The organism is Legionella feeleii, from assembly GCF_001467625.1.
Classification (GTDB): Bacteria; Pseudomonadota; Gammaproteobacteria; order Legionellales; family Legionellaceae; genus Tatlockia; species Tatlockia feeleii.
Window position 1 is genome coordinate 162869 of sequence record NZ_LNYB01000085.1, and the last position, 1813, is coordinate 164681.

Below are 1813 nucleotides of genomic sequence, written 5' to 3' on the forward strand. Positions count from 1 at the left end.
AATCACCATGCCTTTATTTTACTGCAGCGGCTAAAAATATTTAAAGTTGGCATAATAATTAGTTTTTACCCCAAAAATTTCATTAAGGTACACCCTTGTGATAATTTTACCATCTTTCTAAAAGGCCTTATTTTTTCTATCAATAGGATTTAATTTTTATTTATGGTAGTTTAATATCACTATATCTAGTATTTATCGATGGCAAAATAGAATGGCTCTTGTTGGTTATGCCCGAGTATCGACTATTGACCAAAATTTGGATATCCAGCTCGATGCTTTGAAAAACGCAGGATGCAAAAAAATCTTTTCTGAGAAAAAAAGCGGCACCTCAAAAAAAGACCGGACTGCCTTGGATGAATGCATGGATTACATTCGTGAAGGCGATACCCTAGTTGTGACACGAATTGACCGACTTACACGGAGCATTCTTGATTTACAAAATCTACTTCACTATTTAAAAGAAAAAGAGATTCATTTAAAAGCACTGGAACAACCCGTCGACACCTCCAATGCCTCAGGGAAATTTTTTTTGGATATGCTCGGTGTTTTTGCTGAGTTTGAAACCAATCTTCGCCGTGAAAGACAATTGGAAGGTATCCAACGGGCAAAGCAAGAAGGCAAGTACAAAGGACGAAAACCAACAGCTCGCTCCAAATCCTCCGAAGTGATGGAATTAATCAATCAGGGATTCACACGAACTGCCATTGCCAAAAAGCTCAACATCGGTATTGCCAGTGTGTATCGCATTATAAAAACTCATCGCCAAAACAATCCCGACCAAACCATCCCTGGTAGTCAGGCCACTAGAAAAATAGCGGTAGTCGAAATCTGGCTGCGTGTAGAAAACAATAATAAATTTGTACGAGGAAAGAACGAGTCCAGACGACAAATAGAAAATAACTGCTTCTCACCCTTTGATATGGTAAAAAAAGACAAAGATGGCTGGGAATGCATTTTAAAAATCCCTTACACCAATGAAAAAGAGCTGGATGAAACCATTTATGATTTAATGCATGAAGCAGAATCCATCGCCGACTCCAGAAATGGGTTTACTGAGATGAGTGTCATTGAAACGATAACGGGTAAATCCTGGTAATGACTCCCTGGATTATCACCCTACCCTGGGTACATTGTCTTAACTTTCAATTAGCAGAGTGCTATCACGCTGCCCGTTTTGAAAAAGCAACACGCTATTACACCATTCGTCTCGAAAAGGATTTATTAGGCGACTGGACGCTTTGCGTCACCAATGGACGCATCAAGTCTAAACTGGGACAAAGCCGACTTATTGCTTTTGAATCCTTTTCTGATGCTTATCAGCACTTTTGTCTCATGGCAAAAGAACGAAACCAACGTGATTATCATCTCGTGTCCTATCACACCGAGGACGTTCTATTTCAGACCATTCTGCTATGGGAATGCTCTATAGAAATTCCGGTAGTAATGCAAAAAAGAAAGACCAGAAAGGGGCAAAAGAAAGCTGTTTTGCCTCAAAAACCAACGCTAGCAACTCGCTCTCAATTACAGAATAGTCAACAAATGTCACTAAATTGGAGCTAGGTTTTTTGCTTATGCTATGATTAATCGAAAATTTACTAATGAGGAAATTCAGCAATGGCAATAATTAATGGTAATCGCAACACTAAGAAAGAAAAAATTAAAGCTGACATTAGCAGCGAAACCCTTCAAACCATTCAACAATACTGTGCTTGGGCGAATATTGAGGCAGGGTCTTTTCATGACTATAAATTAGTCAGATATTCAGTATAATTGGGTAGTTAATTGCACTCACGAAAGAGACAGATGAGCGAAG

Annotated in this window: 3 protein-coding genes; all 3 read left to right on the forward strand. The window is 38.9% G+C overall.

Annotated features, from left to right (window positions below; all coding sequences use genetic code 11):
• Positions 1–211 precede the first annotated feature (211 nt).
• From Lfee_RS13030 to Lfee_RS17095, 3 genes are read left to right on the forward strand one after another with little or no spacing between them, the layout of a single operon-like run.
• A complete protein-coding gene (locus Lfee_RS13030) occupies positions 212–1096 on the forward strand; it encodes a recombinase family protein (protein ID WP_058447438.1) in 885 nt (294 codons plus the stop codon).
• On the forward strand, positions 1096–1560 hold the full coding sequence (locus tag Lfee_RS13035; RefSeq protein ID WP_082646657.1) for a WGR domain-containing protein: 465 nt from the start codon (positions 1096–1098) through the stop codon (positions 1558–1560). Before Lfee_RS13030 ends, Lfee_RS13035 begins: the two co-directional genes overlap by 1 nt.
• 54 nt (positions 1561–1614) lie before the next feature.
• Positions 1615–1770 carry a hypothetical protein gene (locus Lfee_RS17095; protein ID WP_156413397.1) on the forward strand — a complete coding sequence of 52 codons (156 nt, stop codon included), beginning with the start codon at positions 1615–1617 and terminating at the stop codon, positions 1768–1770.
• Positions 1771–1813: the final 43 nt, after the last annotated feature.

Bases quoted from the DNA above. Each gene is read 5' to 3' on its own strand.
- Lfee_RS13035 (WP_082646657.1), top strand. From the start codon at position 1,096: ATGACTCCCTGGATTATCACCCTACCCTGGGTACATTGTCTTAACTTT.
- Lfee_RS17095 (WP_156413397.1), top strand. From the start codon at position 1,615: ATGGCAATAATTAATGGTAATCGCAACACTAAGAAAGAAAAAATTAAA.
- Lfee_RS13030 (WP_058447438.1), top strand. From the start codon at position 212: ATGGCTCTTGTTGGTTATGCCCGAGTATCGACTATTGACCAAAATTTG.